The following is a 16939-nucleotide window of genomic DNA, read 5'->3' on the forward strand; positions in this document are numbered from 1 at the left end:
TCCGGGATGACGGCGAGCGTTGGACCCATCCTCGGTCGTCATCCCTGCGGAAGCAGGGATCCATCCATCCGCTGGCAACACGCCGAGAGATGGATCCCGGGTCGCGCTTCGCTTGCCCGGGATGACGGCGGAGGAAACGTGAACGATCTGAAGGCTCTCCTCTTCTTCACCTCAAGAAACAGGCCCCCGCCTCGCTCGGCGGGACATTAGACAGACCGAACCGAACACAATGAGGAACACCCCATGATCCGCATCGGCGCCAATCCGATCTGCTGGTCCAACGACGACAAGCAGGACATCGGCGGCGACATCTCGCTCGAGCAATGCCTGTCGGAGGCGAAGGCCATCGGCATCGAAGGCATGGAACTCGGCCACAAGTTCCCGCGCGAAGCCGACGCCCTGCGGCCGATCCTCGCCGCGCACGGGCTCGACCTCGTCGGCGGCTGGTATTCGACCTTCCTGATCGAACGCGACGCCGAGGAGGAACTGAAGCAGGCCCGCGCCCATATCGACCTCTTGAAGGCGTTCGGCTGCAAGGTGTTCATCGCAGCGGAATGCACCCGCACCATCCACGGCACCCAGTCGGCGCCGCTTTCGACCCGACCAATCATGACCGAGGTCGAATGGGGCCGCTTCACCGCGCGGCTGACCGAATTCGCCGACTATCTCGCCCGCGAGGGACTGACGCTCGTCTATCACCACCACATGGGCACGGTGATCCAGACCGAGCTGGAGGTCGACCGGATGATGGAAGCGACGGGTCCGGCGGTGAAGCTGCTGCTCGACACCGGCCACATCACCTGGGCCGGCGGCGACCCGGCCCGGCTGGCGCGCAACTATCGCGGCCGCATCGCCCATGTCCACACCAAGGACGTCCGCCCCGACGTGGCGAAGCAGGCGGCGGCCGGCGACTGGTCGTTCCTCGATAGCGTGCTCGCCGGCGTCTACACGGTGCCGGGCGACGGCGCGATCGACTATCTCGCCGTGTTCAGGGAGATCCCGGATTATTCCGGCTGGATCGTCATCGAGGCCGAGCAGGATCCGGTCAAGGCGCCGCCCGCGCGCTATGTGAAGATGGGGTTCGACAACCTCAACCGCTTCATCGATGCTGCCGGATTGAAGCGGTAGACGCCCGATCTGAAAGGCTTCACCCTGCCTTCACCTCTCCCATGGGGAGAGGTCGGAGCGAAGCTCCGGGTGAGGGGTTGCGATCGATCGGGTGAGGCCTCAACCCCTCACCTGCCGACCTGCGGCCGTCGACCTCTCCCCGTGGGAGAGGTGAAGAACAGCACAGTCCATATGCTGAGCGCGGACATATCGGAGACCTTCATGGCAGATCTTCTCGTCAAGCCGGCCGGAACCAGGGGCCAGACCATCCATGTCACGCCGCAGTCGGCGGGCTGGTCGCATATCGGCTTCGATCTCTACCAGCTGGCGCCGGGCGAGATGGCGCAGGCCAATACCAACGACCGCGAAGTCTGCCTGGTGCTGGTTTCCGGCAAGGCGCGCATCATCGTCGAGGAGATCGACTTCAACATCCTGGGCGAACGCATGTCGCCCTTCGACGGCAAGCCGCACGCGGTCTATGTGCCGGCCGAGCACGACTGGACGGTGACGGCGACGACCGAGGTGACGCTCGCCGTCTGCTCGGCGCCCTCGACCGGCGGCAACCTGCCGCCGCGCCATATCCGACCGGAAAAGATGGAGCACGAGACGCGCGGGCGCGGCACCAATGTGCGCCATGTCACCAACATCCTGCCGGAGACGGCGAAGGCGGATTCGCTGCTCGTGGTCGAGGTGATCACGCCCGGCGGCCACACCTCGAGCTATCCGCCGCACAAGCACGACACCGACAATTTGCCGGCGGAATCGCTGCTGGAGGAGACCTACTACCATCGCCTCAACCCGCCGCAGGGCTTCGCTTTCCAGCGCGTCTATACCGACGACCGCTCGCTCGACGAGACGATGCTGATCGAGGATGGCGTGGTGACGCTGGTGCCGAGGGGATATCACCCCTGCGCCACCATCCACGGCTACGACCTCTATTATCTCAACGTCATGGCCGGGCCGACGCGGACGTGGAAGTTCCACAACGCGCCCGAGCATGAATGGCTGCTGAAAGACTAGCTAGCCCTCGGCGGCCGGCGGCTGCGTGCCTCGCCGCGCGTAGCGGTCCCAGGCCTCGACGCCGACCGCCGTCACCAGCGCCAGCAGGCCGCCGATCACCGTCGCGATGATGCGGTGCTTGACGACCTCGATCTCCGGCAGGCCGGCGAGCGACACCAGGAAGGCGACGCAGGCGGTGACGCTGGCGACGAAGGCAGCATAGCCGGAGCGCTGCATCGAATAGGCGAGCCCCGCGAGCCCGACCACCAGTACCGCCAGCAGGCTCTCGTCCGGCCGCAGCACGGCGGCGATGAGTGTGGCGATGCCGGCGCCGGCGACCGTGCCGCAGATGCGGAAGACGACGCGCTCGACCGTCTTGTCGGATTGCGGCTTCAGGATGATCAGCGCCGTGACCGGGATCCAGTAGCCGTTCGGGATATGCGCCGTCTTCGTCATCACCGTCGTCAGCACGGCGAGGATGGCGGTCGCGACGGCGATCCGCAGCGTGTCGGAATGGCCGGTGAGGCGGTGCCCCATCACGGCGAACAGGTCCTGCCAGCGCTCGGTGCCGTCATGCTCGCGGATGATGGCCGACTTGCCGACCAGCACCCAGGCGGTCGTCACCAGCACGATCTGCAGCACGCCGCCCGTGAAGACAAGGCCCGCGCGCCCGAGCGCGCCCCTCATGTCGGCGGGATAGGCGTCGGCGACGAAGAAGGCGATTGCCCATTGCAGCGTGATCCACCACGCGGCCGGGCCGGCCGCGTTGGCGCCGCCGCAGAGCGCTCCGGCGACGGCCGAGAACAGGATCATCAGCGGCAGGTAGTCGCCGGAGAAGGAACCGAGCCACGCCGCGAAGGTCATCCCGACCATGGCGAATATCATCGGCGCGGCGCGCACCGCCGTGAAGCGCTGGAAGGCGCCGAAACCGACCGAGAAGGCGCCGCTGGCCGCGACGAGGCCATAATCCGGCCGGCCGAGGAAGATGCCGGCGGCGAGGCAGATCGCCATCGCCGGCATGCAGGCGATGACCGTCTCCGGCCGGATGTCGCCGCGGCGGAAGGCGAACATTTCCTGGCTGTAGCGCCGCACCGGGATCCGGGCGCGCAGAAGGCGATGGACTGGCACGCGGGTCACCTGTTCCCGAAACGAACCGAAGCGACCTCCGATCACGGAGACCTTCGACCCTGGTGAGCCGATGCGGCTTTTCCGGGTCGCGACGCCGCGCCACTCTAGAGGCGCGGATCGCCGCCCGCCACCTCAGACATTCTCCGCCACATAGAGTTCGAAGGGCAGCAGGACACGGTTGTCGCCCTCCCCCGCCCGGCGCGTCGTCGCGCGGGTCAGGATCTCCACCGCCCGCTCGGCGAGCGCCCGGACCGGCGTCGCGATCACCGCGTCGAGAACGCCGTCGACCAGCGCCGCGCGCGTTTCCGGCACCAGTTCGTTGCAGACGGCGACGACGCGGCGCTCCGCGCCCGCCTCGCGCAGCGCCGTGACGAGACCGGCCATGCCGCCGCCGGCGACATAGACGCCGACGAGATCCGGATTGCGCTTCAGCAATTCGAGCGTGCCCTCATGCGCGAGATGCGGATCTTCCAGATTGGCGAGCGGCTCGAGCAGGCGGAACGCGGGCGCATGCTCACGAAAATAGGCGCGAAAACTGCTCTCGGCGAGCTCATGGCCGACAAAGCGATGGCTGCCGACGAAGCTGCCGACGCTGCCCGCCTGCCGCGCCAGCCGCGAGACGGCCCAGGCGGCGGTGCGCCCTGCCTTGCGGTGATCGATGCCGACATGGCCGATCCGCCCCGGCGCCGACAGTTCGGAGAGCAGCGTCATCACGCCGACGCCGCGAGCGGCGAGTCGCTCGACCGCTTCCGTCACTTTCGGATGGTCGGCGGCGACGACGGCGAGCGCATCGACGCGGGCGCCGAGCGCCAGCAGCTTTTCCGCCACCGTGCCGGCCGAGATGTCCTCGACGAACTCGACGACCGGCTTGCCGCGCACGCCCGGAGCGGCGCGGGTCGCGGCGGAAAGCGCCGCCGCCATCTCCTGGAAGAAGGCATCGGCGCGACGCTGCAGCAGGAAGCCGAAGCTGCGGTCCGGCGCGGTTTCCTCCAGCCGCCGCTTCAGCAGGCCGGTGCCGTGATAGCCGATCGCCTCGGCGGCGGCGAGCACGCGCTCGGCCGTCTCGCGCTTCACCGGCGCGCGCCGGTTCAGCACGCGATCGACGGTGGCGACGCCGACGCCGGCGGCTTCGGCGAGGTCGCGGATCGTCGGCCGGTTCACGCCGTCCATGCTCGTCCAATCCTGATAGTTTCTATCATGAAGCCTCGCTGCATCCTTGAGCTTTCGTGAGAGATTCTATCATCGCGCGATTGAGCTTGAAACAGGCGGGGTCTAGACTCGTTCCAGACATCAAAGGCGCGCCTCCGCACGCGGAACGGCTCAAAAGCGCGATGCGGCGGAGGAACGGAATGACCACCGAGACGGTTCGGCGCGACTATTCCCTGGTCGGACGCGACACGAAGCGGGCCGAGGAAAACGGCCTCGCGGCGGCCGAGTGGTATCAGTGCCCGATCACCCGCAAGGAACTGAAGGAGCTGATGAAACGCTCCGACGGCCCGGCGCTGCGCGACACGGCGATCTGGTTCGCGGCGCTCTTCCTTTCCGGCCTCGGCGGCTACCTGCTCTGGGGCTCGTGGTGGGCGGCGCCGTTCTTCCTCGTCTATGGCGTGCTCTACGGCTCGGCCTCGGATTCGCGCTGGCACGAATGCGGCCACGGCACCGCCTTCAAGACGCGCTGGATGAACGACGTCGTTTATCACATCGCCTGCTTCATGATCCTGCGTGAGCCGACCGTCTGGCGCTGGAGCCATACCCGCCACCACACCGATACGATCATTGTCGGCCGCGACCCCGAGATCGCCGTGCCGCGCCCGCCGGATATCCTCGGCCTGCTGCTCAATGTCTTCGCGCTGAAGAGCACCTATGCCGCTTTCAGGAAGCTGTTCCTGCACGCGGCGGGAAGGCTGACCGACGAGGAATTGACCTACATCCCCGAGATGGAGCGCTCGAAGGTCTACTGGGTGGCGCGGCTCTATCTGGCGATCTTCGCCGCCGTCGCGATCTGGTGCGTCGCGATCGGCTCGATCCTGCCGGCGATGTTCATCGGGTTGCCAACGCTCTATGGCGGCTTCTTCACCATCATCTTCGGCCTGACGCAGCATGCCGGCCTCGACGAAGACGTGCTCGACCACCGGCTCAACAGCCGCACGGTCTACATGAACCCGGTCTACCGCTTCCTCTATCTGAACATGAACTACCACGTCGAACACCACATGTTCCCGATGGTGCCCTATCACGCGCTGCCCCGGCTACACGCCGCCATCAAGGACGATTGCCCACGGCCCTATAACGGCCTGCGCGAGGCCTATGCCGAGATCATCCCGGCGCTGCTGCGCCAGGTCCGCGAACCCGGCTATTTCGTCCGTCGGCAACTGCCCAACCCGGACAAGGCCGTCCCGCACAATCACGGCACGCAGTTCGTCTCGGCCGTGCCGGCGGAGTAGGCAACGCCGTGCGTGCTTCGAGTCGGGCCTTCGGCCCTCCTCAGCATGTTGAGGGTGGAAGGCTTCTGAAGGAAGCAAGCCCCTCGCCCAACCCTCTCCCGCAAGCGGGCGAGGGCTTTTCCGCCGGCTCGCCGGCCCGACGATCGAGCAAGAACGGCAGCGGCCGAAAGCCCGGGCTGGATGCGCCCCCTCTCCCGCAAGCGGGAGAGGGCTGGGGTGAGGGTCTTTCGAAAACCCTGCGACCAGCCGAACGACAGAACAACCGAGGAGACCATCATGAACACCACCACGGCCGCCCGCTGGATCGAGGCCTGCGACGCCGGCGACATCGACGAGGAGGACGTCATCCGCTTCGACCATGACGGCCGCACCTATGCGATCTACCGCTCGCCCGACGACGAATATTTCGCCACGGACGGGCTCTGCACGCATGAGCAGATCCATCTCGCCGACGGCCTCGTCATGGACCACATCATCGAATGCCCGAAGCACAATGGCCGCTTCGACTACCGCACCGGCCAGGCCAAGGGCGCGCCGGTCTGCGTCAACCTGAAGACCTATCCCGTCAAGCTCGACGGCGGCAAAGTCTTCCTCGGCCTGGCCTGAAACGATGACGGGCGCGCCAGCGGAGACGATGGTCGTGATCGGTGCGGGCGAGGCCGGCGCGCGCGCCGCCATGGCGCTGCGCGAGAACGGCTTTGCGGGCAGAATAACGATCCTCGGCGATGAGCCGCACAGCCCCTATGAGCGCCCGCCGCTCTCCAAGGCGGCGCTGACCGACGCGGACGAGCCGCAAGCCGCCTACATCCTGACGCCCGAGCGGCTCGACGAGCACGGCATCGCCCATCTCGGCGGCCGGGCCGTCACGGCGATCGACCGCGCCGCCCACATGGTGGATCTCTCCGATGGCGAGCGGCTCCGCTATGACCGCCTGCTGATCGCCACCGGCGCCCGGGCGCGAAAGCTTGCCGTTGCCGGCGCGACGCCGGAGAGCATCCTCTACCTGCGCAGCTTCGACGAGGCCCGCGCGCTCCGTTCCCGCCTCGCGCCGGGCGCGCGGATCGTCATCATCGGCGGCGGCTTCATCGGCCTCGAACTCGCCGCTTCCGCCCGCGCTCGCGGCGCGGAGGTGACGCTGATCGAACTGGCGCCACGCCTGCTCGCCCGCGCGGTGCCGGCGGCGATCGCCAGCGTCATGGCGGCACGGCACGAGGCGGCCGGCGTGCGGCTGCTGACGGGCACCGGCATCGAGCGGATCGAGGTCGAGGAAGAGCGGCACGTCATCCAGCTTTCGACCGGCGAGCGGATCGTCTGCGACGGCATCGTCGCCGGTATCGGCGCGGTCGCCGAAACCGGCCTCGCCGAACGCGCCGGGCTCGCCATCGACAATGGCGTCGCGGTCGATGGGAGGCTCGCGACCCTGGACCCGGACATCTTCGCCGCCGGCGACTGCTGCTCGTTCCCGCATCCGCTCTATGACGGCCGGCGGCTGCGGCTCGAAGCCTGGCGCAACGCGCAGGACCAGGGCAATGCGGCGGCGCGGGCGATGCTCGGCGGCAGCGACGACTACGACGCCGTGCCGTGGTTCTGGTCGGATCAATACGAGCTGACACTGCAGATCGCCGGCCTCCCCGACGAGGGGGAGGAGACGATCTCACGCGATCTCGGCGACGGCGCCCGGCTCGATTTTCATCTCGCGGGCAAAGGCCGCCTGGTCGCGGCCAGCGCGATCGGCCCGAATGGCAAGATCGCCAGGGACGTCCGGCTGGCCGAGATGCTGATCGCAAGGCGCGCGCATCCCGACCGGGCCGCGCTGGCCGATCCAAACGTGAAGCTCAAGGCTTTGCTGGCCGGCTGAGACGCTCGACCCGGACGCCTTGCCAGATCGCGTTTCTTCACGCGAACCGGCATCCCCTTCGCCCGAAACCGCCCTACGCCGTCCAGACTCCCGCGAGCTGGAATGGCGTTGGCCCAAGAGCGGCAGCTTCGCGGTCGGTCGCATCGGGCGGGATAAAGCGCACGGGTCGGGCGTTGATCGCGACCGAGATGTCGCCGACCAGTCCGTTCGGCAGCGGCAGGTGGAAGGTCCGCGACACCTCCCTGCCCGCCCCGCGCCCGCCGGCGCGGCTGCGCAGCCGGGCGATGGCGACCCCGTTGCAGGTGATGTCGAAGAACAGCCGCCGAGACATTGCCGGCGCTTCGAGCGTCAGCTTCAGGATCAGGCTCCGGCGCGGCTGGCGCAATGTCAGCGTGTGCAGCAGCGAGCGGCCGTCCGGCAGGCCCTCGACGGGCTTGGCCAGGCCGAGCAGCCAGCGAAACGGGATACGCGGCCGCGTTACCGTGATGGCGCGCCGGTCCTTGACGATGAGCGAAAAGCCCTGATGGCGGAGCAGCCGGTCCGCGAGGCGGTTGCCGGCTTTCTCAAGGAGATTTCGATCGCTGCGGTCGCGCACGTTGGACCAGTATTTGAGCCGCTCGCCGAAGGCCGCCGGACGGGACGCCATTGCCGCCAGCGCCGCGTCGGGAACCGGCAGCGACAGTTCCTGCCGCGCATATCGCAGGCCCGCCAGGCAGGCCGGCACGAGGCCGCGCTGATGCGCCATCGACGCCAGCAGCCCCCAGTCGATCGCCTGCCGGTCGATTCGGGCCGCGAGGTCGATCGCCCAGTCGCCGCTCTCGCTCGTGGCGGAATGGGCAAGAAGCAGCAGCGTCGCGTCTGTCGGCGCTGGGACCAGGATCGGCCGCAGCGCCAGCTTCGCATTCTGCGCCGACCGCCACATCGCCTCGTCCAGGAGCGGCTGGATGCGGGCGAAATGGAAGGGCGAATTGTGCAGGTCGATCTCGCCGCGCTCGCCCTTCTTGAAATTGCCGCTCAAGCGGACATTGGCGAGTTCGCGCAGATATTCGAACGACTCGCCATTGGTCGCCGTCCAGCCATCCGCCGCCAGCGAATCGAGCGCGCGCACCGTATCTTCCGGCCGCACCAGGATATCGACGTCGCCCATGATCCGGCGCGTCGCCGCGGCGAGGCCTTCGGCATATTGCGCGCCGCCCTTGAAGACGAGGAAGGGAATGCGGTCGGCCGCGAGCCGGTCGAAGGCCGACGCCGTCTCGCGCAGGCTGAGCTGTGTCTTGGTCCAGAGCTGCTTGGTCAGACCGTCGATGCGCGGGCGCAGCGGCGTTTCGGGATCGAGTTGCGGCAGGCGGACCGAGAGCGACGCGAGCAGCCGCATCTCCGTCCAGACGATGTCGTCGAAGTTCCGCCGGGCCTGCCAGGCCTGCCAGGCCGCCTTCGCCTGCGCTTCCGGCGCCAGAACGGCCTGCAGCAGAAGATGGACATGGCCGTCGGGCCAGCTTCGTTCGCGTCTCCAGGCCATCAGTCGCCACCCCCGCCGCCGTCGAGCGCGGCGCGGCGGCGGGCCAGCGCGCGCTTGGCGATCTCCAGATAACCGATGTCCCGCCCGTCGCGGCCATAGCTCATGCTGCCGGGGATGACGCGCCGGAGCGCCACCACCTCCGGCGACATATGGAACCGCAGCCCCATCTCCCGCCCGCGCGCGATCCAGTCGACCATGTCGCCCCGACCGCCGCCCGGCGGATCGAAGATCGGCCCGACCGCCCGGGCGCTGGCCGTCCGGATCATCATCGTCGTCCGCCCCCAGCCCTCGTGCACCCGCCCATCCGGCGCTACCGGCTGGCCGTGGAAGAAGACGCGGAGATGGCCGAAGACACCATCGAGATCGGCCTGATCCTCGAGGTTCGCCAGCTGCGACGCCGCCTTTTCCGGCAGCCAGATGTCATCGGCATCGAGGTAGGCGACGACCGGCGTCTCGACCTGGACCAGCGCATGGTTGCAGGCGGCGCCGGGCCCCTGGTTCTCCTGGCGGATGACTTCGAGGCCGAGCTCGCGGGCGAGATCGCCGGTGCCGTCCGTCGAACCGTCATCGACCAGCAGCGCGCGCGCCGGCGGGGCGGTCTGGCTCCGCAGCGAAGCGACGGAATCGGCAAGGGTCCGGCTGGCGTTGAAGGCCGGGATGATCACCGTGTACTGGCTCGTCATGACCCGCTGTCCCGTCAGGAATTGAAAGTGGCTGCCACCGACGCCGGCGTCTCCTGGCAGCCGCCGAATTCGGTTTCACGATCGAACTGCCGGAAGAAGAAGACGTCGAGCCGGCGCGTGCGCCCGGTCGCGCGGCGGCGCAGCATCGAATTGTGATAGGCCTTCAGACAGGCCCTGTGCATCGCGTCGCGGTCGTTCGTCATGTTGCCGGCGTGGCGCCGGTAGTAGATCGCGGTGTCGATTTCGATGATGAAGCGGCTATCCGCTTCGAACAGGCGGAAATAGAAATCGATGTCCTCACCATAGGTGAGCGCCTCGTCGAAGCCGCCGAAACGCTCGAAGGTCGAGCGGCGGAAGACGGCGCTGGCGAGGCAGATGTCGAGCTTCCGCTCCCAGAGCGAGCCTTCCCTCGGCTGGAAGTCTGGGGTCATGTCGTTGAAATAGATGCGCTGCCCGACGACGGCGGCGATGTCGGGCCGTGCGGCGAGCTTGGTCACCTGGCGCAGGATCCGGCCAGGGGCGCTGACGTCGTCGGAATCGAGAAAGGTCAGGAATTCGCCCGTCGCGGCGGCGAGGCCGGCATTGCGCGCGGCCGAGACGCCGCGATGGTCCTGCCGGATCAGTCGGACGCGCGGATCGGCCGCCGCGATAGCGGCCACGACGGCATCGCAGCCATCGGTCGAGCCATCGTCGACGACGAGGATCTCGGCGTCGATTCCCGGCTCTGTCTGGAGCGAGCGGAGCGCCTCGGCGACATAGTCGGCCCTGTTGAAGGCCGGCATGACGACGCTGACGCGGGGCCGATCCATCGTCATCCTAGCCTCCGGGCCATTGCGCCCGCATCGCGTCGAGCAAGGGGTGACGCAGCGCCCCCGACTGGCCGCTCTGCCGCCGCCTCTGCACCGACCGCTGGAACACGTAGAGCAGTTCGCGGCTGAGCGCCGGCCGGTCGCCGCTGGCATTGCCGCCATGGCGCCGGTGCAGCAGCGCCACCTCGTCGTCGATCGTCACCGCGACGCCCGCCTCGATCATACGGAGATAGAAGTCGTAGTCGCTCCCCATCTCGAGATCGCTGGCGAAAGCGCCCAGCCGCGCGAACAGCGTGCGCCGGAACGTCCCGGCGCCGAGCAGCGTCGCCAGCATGCGCTGGTGACGTCCGCCGGTGACGTCGCCGCCCTCGCTGATCCGGTCGAACATGACGCTCTCGCCGACGACCGCCTGCGTGTCCGGATCGGCCTTCAGAAGGTCGACGTGCCGGATAAGCCCGCCGGCGGGCTTCAGGTCGTCCTGGTCGAGAAAGCTGACGAGGGGCGCCGTCGCGCGGTGGAGGCCGCGATTGCGCGCCGTCGCCACCCCGCCCCTCGCCCCGCGGACCAGCAGGATCCGGCGATCCCGTTGCGCGAGGCGGTCGACGCAGGCGGCGGTATCGTCCTCCGACCCATCGTCGACGACGATGATCTCGCTCCGCACCTCGCACTGATCGAGCACCGAAGCGATCGCCTGCTCGATGAAGGCCACGCCGTTAAACGCGGGCATGATCACCGAAAGCTGCGGAGACTCACTCATGAACTGACCTTCCCGTTCTGTGACGTGCAAGATCACATGGCATTTCTGGGAATATCCGGAAACAGCCGGGAACTGCCGAAAACACCAGCGTTCGTGCGGGTTTCATCGGGGATCGGCGAGCGGCGCAAGAATCAACCGCGCAAGATCAAATGGCAGCGAGGGCGGCTTCGCCAAAAATGCAGGCCTAGGGAAAGCGCCGCTTTTAAAGGGCCAACTGTGAACAAGAAGCAACTTCGTTCACAGTTGGCTGCGCGGTGTTGCAGGCTAGGATTTCTGCCACTTTCGGAGAAGGCGAAGCCTACGGAACTGTGAACAACCTGCAACTGAGATGAGCGGCTCAGCCGCGCGATTGCGAGGGCGCCAATAGGGCCGCGAACAAGAGATTGATAGGGAAGGCGAACGCCAGGACGCAGGCGAAAATGACGCCGTAGAACGACCATGCAGCTCCTGGCAGCGCATAGTAGCCGATGGCCGCAGTCAGAAGCCCCGCTTCAACGACTGACAGTATCGCCATTCTTTCAGCCCTGGACATCGTTCCCCCTTAGATCGCCCGCCCGAACCACCGAACCCGGCCCTCGATGATGAGGTCGGGAACATCGTGTGCCGGCACGACCTCGTCATCATATCGATCTCGATTGTCGCTCTTCAATACGACCGACCCATCCAGTCGGGTTTGAACCCGTTTCACGACTACCATTCCGCCGACCACAGCCACGTAGATTCCATTATCGACGACCCGATCGATCGACCGATCGATGAGTAGTAGGTCGCCGTCTCGAATTGTCGGCTCCATGGAATCGCCAACCGCCGTGAGCGCTTGGGCGAATTTCGGATTAAGCCCGATCCTGCGCATCCAATCCTCTCGAAAGGCGATGAACTCGCCGTCTTCCAGAAGATCAATCGTCGCAATGCGGCCTCTGCCTGCGCTGGCTCTGACCTGGAGGCGCGGCACAGCGACGAACCCTGCCGGAATGCCAGTTGTCGCACTGATCGACCGCGAATCGACAATGCCATTTGTCGCATCTGACTGCAGCCAATCGCCTGCCAAGAACTCAGAAATGCTGACGCCACAGCTGCGAAGCACCTTGGCGAGGGTCGACAGCTTGGGCTCCGTCTCACCCGAAAGATAGCCGTTCAAGGTGCGTAGAGGCACGCCAGAAAGCTCGGAAACCCGCTGATTTCCGCCAGATTGGCGAACGATCAATCGGAGGCGTTCGGCCACCTCGTTGAGGTCGATCGCGGCGGAAGGATCTGAAGTCGTGATCATGTGCGGCTTTTCGCATTCCTTCCTTGACGAATCATGCGACTAGTCGCACCTTTCATCCACTGATGAACAACACATCACAAAAAGCCGCCCGGACCAGGGGCGGCCGCTGAGGTGAGATGAATATCGTCCTATCACAAGCTGGTTGGCACCGCGCCGACATCATCGCCGCGATCCATAAGAAGGGTTCGAGCCTCACGAGGCTCGGTCTGGCAAATGGCTTTGCCGCGACCACGCTTCGATCGAGCCTGCATCGACGCCATCCCAAGGCGCACGCGATCATCGCTGCCTTCCTGGGTATCTCGCAGGCGGAACTCTGGCCCCACTGGTACGCTTCGCCGGACCGGTATTCTTCCACGCATTCCGAGCCTGCCAGAAGCGACGCAGCCCCGTCGAGTCAATTCCGGGGCGCGGCATAGACATGGCCCGCCGCTTTGCACCCGAGGTTGTGTCCAAGCCTTGCACCGACCTGGACAGCCGGAATACGGCGGTCGAAGGCGACCTGGCTCGCCGGCTCAGCGCCATCGGGCTTGCCATCTGCATTTCGGCCTTCGCCGCGCGCCCCGGCGTCGCCCTTGTCCATGCCTGGCTGCGGGGGGCGCTGTGATGCTGCGGCAGCTCGCAACCCAGCCTTTGATCGACGAGGCACGAGTGGTCGTCACGAACGACGGCCCAGTCGCCTTCAATCGCCTCGTCGCAGCGATGGTCGCGACGGCCCGAACTGCGGCCCGGCGCGGCGTCAGCGTCGTCGAGACATTGGCCGTGTCGGGCCAGTTTACCTCCGCCGAAATCATCGAATGCCTCGCCGATGTCGAGGCAACAATCGCAGCCGAGCGCTGCGAAGCAGCACCTGCGTATCAAGGATCTGAGTGATGTCCGCTCGCTTCGAAGAGGTTCTCGTCTCCGCCATCCGCGTCGGAAATCGCCTACGCGATGCCGATGGAGACCGGGTGGCCGTCCTCAAGGTCACTATCGGCGATCGCGGCCTGCAGCAGCCAATAGTCCTCGGGGAGAACGTACACGGTCTTCATCTCGGCGCGGGCCTGCACCGACTCACCGCTGTGATGCAGCTCGGATGGTTGCGGATCCCCGCCAGCATCAAGCCGATCTCGGATGATCCCTCCCGAGCTGCCGTCGAACTCCGCTACATCGAAGTCATAGAGAACCTCGACCGGAAGGAGTTGACCGCACTCGATCGCGCTCGACATCTGGCGGCGCTTCATGACGTCCAGCAGCAGCTGAACCCGACCAAGCGCAGGGGCGGCGATCGCCGCTCGGAGGATTTCAAACTGCAGTCTTTGCAGTTTGATCTGGCCGAGGATCTCGCTGAGCGCGTCGGGCTCTCCGCACGGTCTGTTGCCCTGGCCATTTCCATCTCGCGTGGGCTTTCGCCCAAGTCTATGTCGAAGCTGCAAGGCACCTGGCTGGCCGATCATCAGGCCCAGCTCAAGCTGCTATCAGAGCAGAAGCCCGCCGCGCAGGAGCAGATCCTCGGCGCGATCTTTGCCGACCCGCCGAATGCGGCCAGCGTCATGGACGCGCTCGCGCTGCTGGATGGCATTTCCAAAGAGCCATCGTCCGCGCCTTGGACCCGCCTTTCAGGAACCTTCGCCCGTCTTTCGAAGCGCGATCAATTCACCTTCTTCGACAGTCATGAGGATCTGGTCCGCGAGTGGCTTGCCGGGCGGGAGCGCGCGCAATGAGCCGGCGCCCACGAGATCCCCACACGCTCGATATCTTCCAAGACTACGCGCCGAAACCCGTGGTTGAGCGGTTCGATGAGGATGAGGTGCGAGCTGGTCGGCTCTCCGCGCGGATGTCGCGCGCGGTGAAGAAGACGCTCGACGATAGCGGCACGTCGCGCCCGGAACTCGCGAAGGCAATGAGCGAGTTCCTTGGCGAAGTCGTGCCGAAGTCGATGCTCGATGCCTATGCCAGCCAGGCGCATGAGGATCACAACATCTCTGCCGTGCGCCTGGTGGCTCTCGCAAGCGTCACCAGCGACGCGCGTCTGCTCAATGCCCTCCTGGAATGCATCGGACTGATTGCGGTGCCGGCTCGGTACGAGTCCCTGATCCGTCGCGAGATGGCCCGCGAAGCCGCCGAGCGCGCCGAGCGCGCCGCACAGGCCGCCGATGCGGAATGGAGGGCGCGGCGGTGAAAGAGTGGCTGAACGCTCAGGAAATCGCGGAACTCAGACTCGCTGGCATCCCCACGACCAAGAAGGGCGTCCTAAACCTCGCGAACCGGGGCCATTGGGAACAGGACGCAAAGCGGACCAGGCAACGCGAAGGGCGCGGTGGCGGGCTAGAGTTCCACTACGAACTGCTGCCGCTGCCTGCGCGGGTGGACTACTTCAAGCGACACCTCGCGATCGATCCGACGGACGAAGCGACACGACGCGAGGCTGCTGCCGAGCCGGGCGCTGCCCGGCTGACCGCGCCTGCGGCCGAGCAGAGGGATGCACGTCTCTCCATCCTAAAGAGCGCGGAAGAGTTTCATCGCCATTCCAAGCTGTCGCTTATCGCGTCCGACAAGGCATATGCCCGCCTCTACAACGCCGGCAGCATTGCTGCGCCCGGCTGGGTACGTGAGACCATTAGGCAGATCTCGGCACGCTCGATCGCGAGGTGGCGCGCACACCGCAAGGCCGGCGAGACGAAGCGTCTCGGCGTCGACCGCGCAGCTGCTCGCAAGGGCAAAGGCGCGCTCGACATCGCTGACGGCGGCGGTGTTCGGACTTACATTTTTGCGCTTCTGATCCAGCAACCCATGATCTCCGCCAAGAACGTTCGGCGGTTGGTCAGGGCGCGCTATGGCGATCTGCTGCCCGGTCATCTCGACGAGGCTCTGCCGCTGCCGCCGCTCCGGACGTTCCAGCACTTCCTCAAGAGCGTCCGCGACGAGCACAAGATCGACCTGGTCGCACTGACCAACCCGGACGCATTCCGCTCGCAATATCGGATCGCAGGACGCGGCTCGCTTCGCCATGTCACGCGCGCCGGCCAACTCTGGATGATCGACGCGTCGCCTGCCGACGCTCTCCTCGTCGATGGCCGCCACTCCGTCTACCTTTGCGTCGACATCGCGACCCGCCGTCTGAAGGTCTACGTCTCGAAGACCCCGCGCGCCAGCGCCGTCGGTCTCTTGATGCGTCGCGCCATTCTCGACTGGGGCGTCCCTGAAGCGGTGAAGACGGACAACGGCTCCGACTTCACCGCCAAAGCGACGGAGCGGCTCTTCGCAGATCTCGATATCGAGGCAATCACCTCGACGGCCTTCCAGCCTCAAGAAAAGGGCCATATCGAGCGCGCCATCGGGACGTTCCAGCGCGATCTGATGCAGCTTTGCCCCGGCTTCATCGGCCATTCCGTATCGGACCGAAAGGCGATCGAGTCCCGCAAGAGCTTTGCCGATCGCCTCGGTGAGCAGGATCGCGACACCTTCGCCGTCGAACTGACGTCCGATCGCTTCCAGACCTACTGCGACGAATGGGCTGACAACCTCTACGCCCATGAACCGCACGACGGCCTTCATGGCAGAACGCCATTCGACGTGGCATCGGAATCGCGCGAGGCGATCCGGACCGTCGAGCCGCGCGCGCTCGACATGCTGCTCGCGCCCATCGCCGGAAAGGATGGGTATCGCACCGCGACCAAGTCCGGCATTCGCATCGACGGGAACTATTATCTAGCCCCGGCCGTCCAGCCTGAAACCCGCGTGTTCGTGCGACGCGATCCGGCAGATCTCGGCAGGCTGTTCCTGTTCTCCGACGCTGGCGGCGACTACCTGGGCGAAGCCATTTGCCCGCGTCTTGCCGGCATCGATCCGGCAGAGGCTGTGAAGGCCGCTCGCGCCGAGCAGAGCCGCATTCTGGCCGAACGGACGCGCGAGGCGAAGGCCGAGGCCCGGCGGATGACGAAGGGGCCGCACCTGGTCGAACTAGTCCTTGGCCAAGCCCGCAAAGACCGCGCCGGCGTCGTCGCCTTCCCGAAACCCTCGGTCGCTCACTCCACGCCGCAGATCGACGCTGCGAAGCATGCCGCCAGCGCAGCGGAGCGACCGGTTGCGCCGACGCCGACTCATTCTCCCGAAGCGCTCGCCATGCATGCACGGCTGGCTTCCGAACCGGCGCTTCGGACGGTCCGCGCCGCGCCGCGCAAGACCGACATGGAACTGATGACCGAGCGCTGGGAGCGCGCATTGCGGATCGAAGCCGCCATCCATCGGGGCGAGACGATCCCGGAAACCGATCTTCGCTGGCACGCGGGCTACTCGGCAGGTCCCGAGTATCGCGGCCTCGACATGACGCATCGCGGCTCTTTGAGCCGGGAACGAAGCACGGCCTGAAAACCAAGCTCAACTGAAGTG

At 66.5% G+C, this 16939-nt stretch carries 18 protein-coding genes; 11 read left to right on the plus strand and 7 right to left on the minus strand.

From position 1 onward, the window contains the following. The first annotated feature begins 243 nt into the window (after positions 1 to 243). Together iolE and iolB are read left to right on the plus strand one after the other, a co-directional pair. Positions 244 to 1128, plus strand: a complete 885-nt coding sequence (iolE, locus tag WFK98_RS13780) for a myo-inosose-2 dehydratase (protein WP_336800610.1) — start codon at positions 244 to 246, stop codon at positions 1126 to 1128. 201 nt (positions 1129 to 1329) lie between these two features. Then, positions 1330 to 2127 (plus strand): 5-deoxy-glucuronate isomerase, encoded by a 798-nt coding sequence (iolB, locus tag WFK98_RS13785; RefSeq protein WP_336800611.1) that lies wholly within the window; start codon positions 1330 to 1332, stop codon positions 2125 to 2127. Here iolB and WFK98_RS13790 read toward each other — a convergent pair whose 3' ends face one another. Continuing rightward, positions 2128 to 3234: an FUSC family protein gene (locus WFK98_RS13790; protein ID WP_336800612.1), complete on the minus strand. Its 1107-nt coding sequence runs from the start codon at positions 3232 to 3234 to the stop codon at positions 2128 to 2130. A 132-nt stretch (positions 3235 to 3366) separates the two neighbouring features. Beyond that, positions 3367 to 4404 (minus strand): LacI family DNA-binding transcriptional regulator, encoded by a 1038-nt coding sequence (locus tag WFK98_RS13795; RefSeq protein WP_336800613.1) that lies wholly within the window; start codon positions 4402 to 4404, stop codon positions 3367 to 3369. A gap of 179 nt (positions 4405 to 4583) precedes the next feature. On the opposite strand from WFK98_RS13795, the gene WFK98_RS13800 reads away from it, so the two are divergent. From WFK98_RS13800 to WFK98_RS13810, 3 genes are all read left to right on the plus strand, one after another. Further along, the gene (locus WFK98_RS13800; protein WP_336800614.1) at positions 4584 to 5678 is read left to right on the plus strand and encodes a fatty acid desaturase family protein; all 1095 of its coding nucleotides are present in this window, start codon (positions 4584 to 4586) and stop codon (positions 5676 to 5678) included. A gap of 276 nt (positions 5679 to 5954) precedes the next feature. Next, positions 5955 to 6284 carry a MocE family 2Fe-2S type ferredoxin gene (locus tag WFK98_RS13805; RefSeq protein WP_336800615.1) on the plus strand — a complete coding sequence of 110 codons (330 nt, stop codon included), beginning with the start codon at positions 5955 to 5957 and terminating at the stop codon, positions 6282 to 6284. A gap of 28 nt (positions 6285 to 6312) precedes the next feature. Continuing rightward, complete coding sequence (locus tag WFK98_RS13810; RefSeq protein ID WP_336800616.1) at positions 6313 to 7536, plus strand: NAD(P)/FAD-dependent oxidoreductase; 1224 nt, start codon at positions 6313 to 6315, stop codon at positions 7534 to 7536. 73 nt (positions 7537 to 7609) lie between these two features. Here WFK98_RS13810 and WFK98_RS13815 read toward each other — a convergent pair whose 3' ends face one another. From WFK98_RS13815 to WFK98_RS13835, 5 genes are all read right to left on the minus strand, one after another. Continuing rightward, positions 7610 to 9055 carry a nucleotidyltransferase family protein gene (locus WFK98_RS13815; protein WP_336800617.1) on the minus strand — a complete coding sequence of 482 codons (1446 nt, stop codon included), beginning with the start codon at positions 9053 to 9055 and terminating at the stop codon, positions 7610 to 7612. Continuing rightward, on the minus strand, positions 9055 to 9738 hold the full coding sequence (locus WFK98_RS13820) for a glycosyltransferase family 2 protein (RefSeq protein WP_266338522.1): 684 nt from the start codon (positions 9736 to 9738) through the stop codon (positions 9055 to 9057). Before WFK98_RS13820 ends, WFK98_RS13815 begins: the two co-directional genes overlap by 1 nt. Positions 9739 to 9752: 14 nt before the next feature. Beyond that, positions 9753 to 10553, minus strand: a complete 801-nt coding sequence (locus WFK98_RS13825) for a glycosyltransferase family 2 protein (RefSeq protein WP_336800618.1) — start codon at positions 10551 to 10553, stop codon at positions 9753 to 9755. A 1-nt stretch (position 10554) separates the two neighbouring features. Next, positions 10555 to 11304, minus strand: a complete 750-nt coding sequence (locus WFK98_RS13830; protein WP_336800619.1) for a glycosyltransferase family 2 protein — start codon at positions 11302 to 11304, stop codon at positions 10555 to 10557. Positions 11305 to 11845: 541 nt separating this feature from the next. Next, positions 11846 to 12571: an XRE family transcriptional regulator gene (locus WFK98_RS13835; protein WP_336800620.1), complete on the minus strand. Its 726-nt coding sequence runs from the start codon at positions 12569 to 12571 to the stop codon at positions 11846 to 11848. Between the two features lie 116 nt (positions 12572 to 12687). On the opposite strand from WFK98_RS13835, the gene WFK98_RS13840 reads away from it, so the two are divergent. Genes WFK98_RS13840 through WFK98_RS13865 form a run of 6 tightly spaced genes read left to right on the plus strand, consistent with a single transcriptional unit; the run spans position 12688 to position 16918 of the window. Next, the gene (locus WFK98_RS13840) at positions 12688 to 12987 is read left to right on the plus strand and encodes a helix-turn-helix domain-containing protein (RefSeq protein WP_336800621.1); all 300 of its coding nucleotides are present in this window, start codon (positions 12688 to 12690) and stop codon (positions 12985 to 12987) included. A 2-nt stretch (positions 12988 to 12989) separates the two neighbouring features. Then, positions 12990 to 13175: a hypothetical protein gene (locus WFK98_RS13845; protein WP_336800622.1), complete on the plus strand. Its 186-nt coding sequence runs from the start codon at positions 12990 to 12992 to the stop codon at positions 13173 to 13175. Further along, complete coding sequence (locus WFK98_RS13850) at positions 13175 to 13441, plus strand: hypothetical protein (protein WP_336800623.1); 267 nt, start codon at positions 13175 to 13177, stop codon at positions 13439 to 13441. Before WFK98_RS13845 ends, WFK98_RS13850 begins: the two co-directional genes overlap by 1 nt. After that, positions 13441 to 14271 (plus strand): ParB/RepB/Spo0J family partition protein, encoded by an 831-nt coding sequence (locus WFK98_RS13855; RefSeq protein ID WP_336800624.1) that lies wholly within the window; start codon positions 13441 to 13443, stop codon positions 14269 to 14271. The genes WFK98_RS13850 and WFK98_RS13855 overlap by 1 nt, the downstream gene beginning before the upstream one ends. After that, complete coding sequence (locus WFK98_RS13860; protein ID WP_336800625.1) at positions 14268 to 14729, plus strand: hypothetical protein; 462 nt, start codon at positions 14268 to 14270, stop codon at positions 14727 to 14729. Before WFK98_RS13855 ends, WFK98_RS13860 begins: the two co-directional genes overlap by 4 nt. Next, positions 14726 to 16918, plus strand: coding sequence for a transposase (locus tag WFK98_RS13865; protein WP_336800626.1), 2193 nt, complete (start codon positions 14726 to 14728; stop codon positions 16916 to 16918). Before WFK98_RS13860 ends, WFK98_RS13865 begins: the two co-directional genes overlap by 4 nt. Positions 16919 to 16939: the final 21 nt, after the last annotated feature.

The organism is Kaistia sp. MMO-174, from assembly GCF_037147815.1.
Lineage (GTDB): Bacteria > Pseudomonadota > Alphaproteobacteria > Rhizobiales > Kaistiaceae > Kaistia > Kaistia nematophila.

What these genes read in the sequence shown, in the direction of transcription:
- WFK98_RS13835 (WP_336800620.1), bottom strand. Translation starts at nt 12,571, where the DNA reads ATGATCACGACTTCAGATCCTTCCGCCGCGATCGACCTCAACGAGGTG.
- WFK98_RS13855 (WP_336800624.1), top strand. Translation starts at nt 13,441, where the DNA reads ATGTCCGCTCGCTTCGAAGAGGTTCTCGTCTCCGCCATCCGCGTCGGA.
- WFK98_RS13860 (WP_336800625.1), top strand. Translation starts at nt 14,268, where the DNA reads ATGAGCCGGCGCCCACGAGATCCCCACACGCTCGATATCTTCCAAGAC.
- iolE (WP_336800610.1), top strand. Translation starts at nt 244, where the DNA reads ATGATCCGCATCGGCGCCAATCCGATCTGCTGGTCCAACGACGACAAG.
- WFK98_RS13830 (WP_336800619.1), bottom strand. Translation starts at nt 11,304, where the DNA reads ATGAGTGAGTCTCCGCAGCTTTCGGTGATCATGCCCGCGTTTAACGGC.
- WFK98_RS13820 (WP_266338522.1), bottom strand. Translation starts at nt 9,738, where the DNA reads ATGACGAGCCAGTACACGGTGATCATCCCGGCCTTCAACGCCAGCCGG.
- WFK98_RS13840 (WP_336800621.1), top strand. Translation starts at nt 12,688, where the DNA reads ATGAATATCGTCCTATCACAAGCTGGTTGGCACCGCGCCGACATCATC.
- WFK98_RS13795 (WP_336800613.1), bottom strand. Translation starts at nt 4,404, where the DNA reads ATGGACGGCGTGAACCGGCCGACGATCCGCGACCTCGCCGAAGCCGCC.
- WFK98_RS13810 (WP_336800616.1), top strand. Translation starts at nt 6,313, where the DNA reads ATGGTCGTGATCGGTGCGGGCGAGGCCGGCGCGCGCGCCGCCATGGCG.
- iolB (WP_336800611.1), top strand. Translation starts at nt 1,330, where the DNA reads ATGGCAGATCTTCTCGTCAAGCCGGCCGGAACCAGGGGCCAGACCATC.
- WFK98_RS13805 (WP_336800615.1), top strand. Translation starts at nt 5,955, where the DNA reads ATGAACACCACCACGGCCGCCCGCTGGATCGAGGCCTGCGACGCCGGC.
- WFK98_RS13800 (WP_336800614.1), top strand. Translation starts at nt 4,584, where the DNA reads ATGACCACCGAGACGGTTCGGCGCGACTATTCCCTGGTCGGACGCGAC.
- WFK98_RS13850 (WP_336800623.1), top strand. Translation starts at nt 13,175, where the DNA reads ATGCTGCGGCAGCTCGCAACCCAGCCTTTGATCGACGAGGCACGAGTG.
- WFK98_RS13845 (WP_336800622.1), top strand. Translation starts at nt 12,990, where the DNA reads ATGGCCCGCCGCTTTGCACCCGAGGTTGTGTCCAAGCCTTGCACCGAC.
- WFK98_RS13825 (WP_336800618.1), bottom strand. Translation starts at nt 10,553, where the DNA reads ATGACGATGGATCGGCCCCGCGTCAGCGTCGTCATGCCGGCCTTCAAC.
- WFK98_RS13815 (WP_336800617.1), bottom strand. Translation starts at nt 9,055, where the DNA reads ATGGCCTGGAGACGCGAACGAAGCTGGCCCGACGGCCATGTCCATCTT.